General features: G+C 40.7%; 1 protein-coding gene and 1 pseudogene. Both read left to right on the plus strand.

Translation table 11 applies throughout. The annotated features are described in order from the left end of the window. Positions 1-31 precede the first annotated feature (31 nt). A pseudogene (locus tag A5295_RS05465) lies at positions 32-3,271 on the plus strand (type I restriction endonuclease subunit R); the annotation flags it as partial. 239 nt (positions 3,272-3,510) lie between these two features. Continuing rightward, positions 3,511-5,229, plus strand: a complete 1,719-nt coding sequence (locus A5295_RS05470; protein ID WP_064622065.1) for an FTR1 family protein — start codon at positions 3,511-3,513, stop codon at positions 5,227-5,229. Positions 5,230-5,259 lie beyond the last annotated feature (30 nt).

Consider the following 5,259-nt stretch of genomic DNA (forward strand, 5'->3'; position numbering starts at 1 on the left):
GTGGGCTCGGAGATGTGTATAAGAGACAGCGCCAAGCGCGCGCAACGACGGCAGCTATCAAAGCGAAGCGCAGCTCGAAGAAGAGTTCATTAACATTTTGCAATCCCAAGGCTACGAGTACGCTCACATTCACAGCGAGAAAGATCTTATAGCAAATCTTCGCGTGCAAATCGAAAAGCTCAACGACTACCATTTTTCGAATGACGAGTGGGAAAGATTTTTCAAAGAAAATATTGCAAACAGCACTGACGATATAGTTAAGAAAACAGATACTATTCAGCGAGATAACGTTAAAATACTCAAAAAAGATGACGGCGTAGATAAGAACATTACTATTATTGACAAAGAAAATATTCACAAGAATATTGTGCAAGTAATCAACCAATATGCTGTTAACGCAAACGATAATGCAAACAATAATGATGCAAATGGCCCTGCGCGTAGCAATCGTTACGATGTGACTGTTCTAGTAAACGGCTTGCCGATGGTTCATATTGAGCTAAAGCGCAGAGGTGTGCCTATTAGAGAAGCGTTCAATCAGATTAACCGTTATGCTCGCGACTCATTTTGGGCTGGAAGCGGACTATTTGGATACGTGCAAATTTTCGTAATCTCAAACGGCACTGAAACAAAGTATTACTCCAACTCAACTCGCAATAATGCGTACAACGAGCAGAAAAGTAAAGGATCTAGCAAAAGCACAACAAGTAACAGTTTTGAATTTACAAACTATTGGTCCGATGCTCAAAACACTATAATCTCCGACTTATGCGATTTTGCTAAAACCTTCTTTGCAAAGCACGTAATTCTTAACATTCTCACAAAATATTGCGTTTTTAATGCAGAAGATTGCTTGATGGTTATGCGTCCATACCAGATTACTGCAGCAGAAAACATAGTGAATCGCGTAAAATACATGTTTGCTAATGCGAGCAAAATGCCGGCAGCAGAGCGTCAAAAGGGCGGATATATTTGGCATACTACTGGATCTGGTAAAACGCTAACTAGCTTCAAAACATCGCAGCTAGTAAAAGCTTTGAAAGACGCAGAAGGCAATAATCTTGTTGACAAAGTTTTGTTTGTTGTAGACCGTAAAGATCTTGACTATCAAACAATGAGAGAATACGACAGGTTTGAAAAAGGAGCCGCAAATAGTAACACTTCAACAGCTGTGCTTACAAAACAGCTAGAAGACAATACGGAAGAATGCAGGCTTATTATAACCACTATTCAAAAGCTTAGTAAATTTATAAGCAACAACCCAAGTCATGAAATTTACAAAAAGCGCATAGTGTTTATTTTTGACGAATGCCACAGAAGCCAGTTTGGAGGCATGCATGCAGATATTGTAAAACACTTTAAAAATGCTCTGCTTTTTGGGTTTACTGGCACGCCAATTTTTGAAGCGAACGCTGCTGGCTCCGACGCTGCGCATCTTTCCACAACCGAGCAAACCTTTGGACCGTGCTTGCATACGTACACAATCATTAACGCGATTAACGATAAAAACGTGTTGCCATTCCGCGTGGAATACGTTGCTACTGTAAAAACGTCGAGCGAGCTGGAAAAAGCAACCGACGAATTGGTTAAAGATATTAATCGACCAGATGTAATTAGGCATAAAGATCGCGTGCATAATGTTGTTCAATACATTATTGAGCATTTTACTCAAAAAACGTATCGCAACGAGAAGACTTACAAATACAAGCGCATTATTAACGTTAAAGAACTTGCTGCAGATAAGCATAATACTTTAGAGACTAAAAAATCTTCTGAAGAAGTTGACATAAACGGCTTTAATTCAATCTTTGCTGTTGCAGACATTCCTCTTGCAAAAGCGTATTACAACGAGTTCAAAAAGCAGCAGCAAAATCTGCCTCCAAGCGAACGCTTAAAAGTAGCAACTATTTTCAGCTATGCAGTAAACGAGGGTGAGTCAGATTCTTCGGCGTACGCCAACGGCATGGGTTCTCTTGGAGAAGAAAATTCAGAAAGCACGGCAAAGCTAGACGCAAATTCGCAAGAATTTTTGGAAAGCGCAATAAAAGACTATAACGAAATGTTTAATACTGCGTATGATGCGTCAAATAACAAATTCCAAAACTATTACAAAGACGTTTCAATTCGCATGAAAAATAAGGAAATTGACATTTTGATTGTAGTCAACATGTTTCTAACTGGTTTTGATGCAACAACTTTGAACACGCTTTGGGTAGATAAAAATCTTCGCATGCATGGGCTTATTCAAGCGTTTTCGCGCACAAATCGAATCTTAAATTCCGTTAAAACATTTGGAAACATTGTGTGCTTTAGGGATTTGAGCTATCAAGTTGACGAAGCGGTAGCTCTTTTTGGAGATAAAGATGCGCAAGGTATTGTGCTTTGCCCTACGTTTGAGCAGATTTACAACGGTTACGTTGACGCTAAAGGAATTGAGCGTTGTGGATACAGTGATTTAGTAAATGAGCTTATGGAAAAGTATCCACTGCAAGGCTTCAACATTGTTGGAGAAGAGAATCAGAAAAAGTTTATATCGCTTTTTGGTAATATTCTGCGATTGCGTAACATGCTGAAAGCTTTCGATCAATTTGAAGGCAACGAGATAATCAAAGAGCGCGATATGCAAGATTACTTGGGGCATTACCAGGATTTGCATGAAGAATGGAAGCGCAAAGAGCAAAAAGGCGATATTGCAAACATTACGGACGATGTTGTGTTTGAGATGGAGCTTGTGCGCCAAGTAGAAGTAAATATTGACTACATTTTGATGTTAGTAGAACATTACCATAGCAAGCATTGTAAGGATAAAAATGTTCTTGCTTCTATTAAGGTGGCAGTTGACTCTAGCCCGCAGTTGCGTAGTAAAAAGAAGCTTATTGAAGGGTTTATTGCGCAGCTTAACGAGAAGGAGCTTGGGAAGCTTGTAGATTCTGAAGGTGACATTACTGTTTACGATTCTAACGGCAACAAGGTGAGTATTGTTGATTGCTGGAGCGAGTATGTTGAGAAAAAGTATAATCATGATTTGGCGCAACTCGTGCAAAGCGAAGGATTAAACGATGCTTTGACTCGCAAGTTTATGGAGAAATCTTTTAGCGCTGGCGAAGTGAGTGAGCTTGGTACAGACATTAATGATTTAATGCCTAGAATGAGCAGATTTGGCGCTGCGGCTAAGGCGCGCGCTGAGAAGAAAAGTCGCATTGTGGAAAGTATGAGAAACATGTTTAATGAGTTTGTTGGGCTTGTCGGCTTTAGTAAAAACGAAAGATAATTCTCGTTATCAATATCATTTTTGTAATATTTGCGTGTTTTTTGCGCCGAACTATATCAATCTACATGATATGTCGATATTATGTACCTGTGGGGCCTTTGTAATGGCAAGTTTTAGTTGGGTGCGCTCAATTTGGGGTAGAGCGCGTAGATATGCAGGAAATGCGTTAACGCAAAAGGCGTAAAACGCGTGAGAAGTGCGGAATCGCAAGAAGACGCGGAAGAACGCGAGGAGATGTTATGCGCGCGTGTGTAAAAGTGCGCCGAATTATTCGTGACTCGGCTGCACTGATTCTGGCTGTGTGCATGTTGGTAGGTTGCATAGTGAGCTCGTTTGCTACAACTATTCCAGCTTTTGCAACAGATGCAGATCGTTCGTATACTAGCTGGACAGAAGTTTCTAAAGCAATCGACAATGAATTGCTACAAGGTCAATCAGAATACAATAGTGGCAATAATTCTGGAGCTGCAACTCGATTTGAAGCAGCATACAATTCCGTTTACGTTGCTTCTAACATGATTACTGCTGTTCGAGATACTTTTGGTCAGAATAAAGTTCAAGCGCAAAGCAATCAATTCCAGCAGCTGCAAACGCTTGTGTACCAGCAAAATCAAGGTTCACAAATAAGTGCTGTTTCAACGGCTCTTGCAGCGGATGTTGCACAAACTGCATCTAGTCTCGATGCCAACTTAAAAGTGGATAAGCCAAATGTTTATGCGCAAAAGTTGCGTGCGCAAATTAAAGCAGAGCGCAAAAAGCTAGATGCTGCAAAAAAGAAAAACCTTGGACGCAATGGTCGTACGTGGGGTCAAGTTGCTCGAGAAATGAATGTTATTCTCGACAAATCTGTTGCAAAATACAAGTCTGCAAAAGGTAATAAAACTCAAGTAGCAGCTGCAGTTGATTTAATTAACGAAGCCTATTACCAGTATTATGAAAAGCTTGGTTTCGAGAAGAACGTGATGAATGCAATAAGCGGAAGTCGCGTTTCGACTGTCGAATATCAATTCAAAGAGTGCCGCCAAACAATGAACAACGGCGGAACTATTGAGCAAGCTAAAAAGTTCGTAACGGATCTTAAAGCGATGCTTATTGAAGACGCAGCAAAATTAGACAAAGGTGCATCTTCAAGCGCAAATCCATTTATGCAATTCATAACTAGCTCATTTGGTCAAGCTTTCGTGATTTTGCTTCGTGAGGGTTTGGAAGCGCTGCTAGTTGTTGCAGCAATTATTGCTTACCTTGTTAAATCCGGTCACAAGAATATGGTGAAGTATATTTACCTAGGTATTGCGTCTGGAATTGTGGCATCTCTTGCTGTAGCTGCACTATTCGGCTTGCTATTTAATGGCTCTGGTCCGCAGCAGGAGATCACAGAAGGCGTTGTTGCATTGTTCGCAATGCTTATGCTGCTTTACACGAGTAACTGGATGATTTCTAGATCTTCAGTGCAAGCATGGAATAAGTATATTAGTGAGCAAACAACGGCAGCAGTTTCTAAGGGAAGCTTGGTTTCTTTAGCGTTATTGAGTTTCCTTGCTGTGTTCCGCGAAGGCGCTGAAACTGTAATCTTCTATCAAGCAATCTTTGCAGTTTCAAACGGAGCTGACTCTATGATTTGGGGAGGCTTCATTTCCGCTGCTGCAGTTCTTGTAGTGATATTCTTGTTGATTCGTTTCGCATCTGTGCACATACCAATTCGCCCATTCTTTACTGGAACAAGTGCTCTTATGTCTGTTCTCGTAGTGATTTTTGCAGGCGGTGGTGTGCACGCGTTAATCGAGGGCGATGCTCTCGAAGGAATGTATATTCAAGGCTTGCCAACTAACGATTGGCTTGGGTTCTATCCGTATGTTGAGACGATTGTTGCTCAAATTGTGGCAGCAATTGTTGTGATTTCACTGCTTTGCGTATCTATTGCGCGAAGTCGTGGGAAACGCGCGGTAGAAAATAAATAAGCAATAACAACAAATAACCAACTAATAAAT

This window comes from Gardnerella sp. 26-12 (genome assembly GCF_001660745.1).
In the GTDB taxonomy this organism is placed as follows: Bacteria; Actinomycetota; Actinomycetes; order Actinomycetales; family Bifidobacteriaceae; genus Bifidobacterium; species Bifidobacterium swidsinskii.

Bases quoted from the DNA above. Each gene is read 5' to 3' on its own strand.
- A5295_RS05470 (WP_064622065.1), top strand. From the start codon at position 3,511: ATGCGCGCGTGTGTAAAAGTGCGCCGAATTATTCGTGACTCGGCTGCA.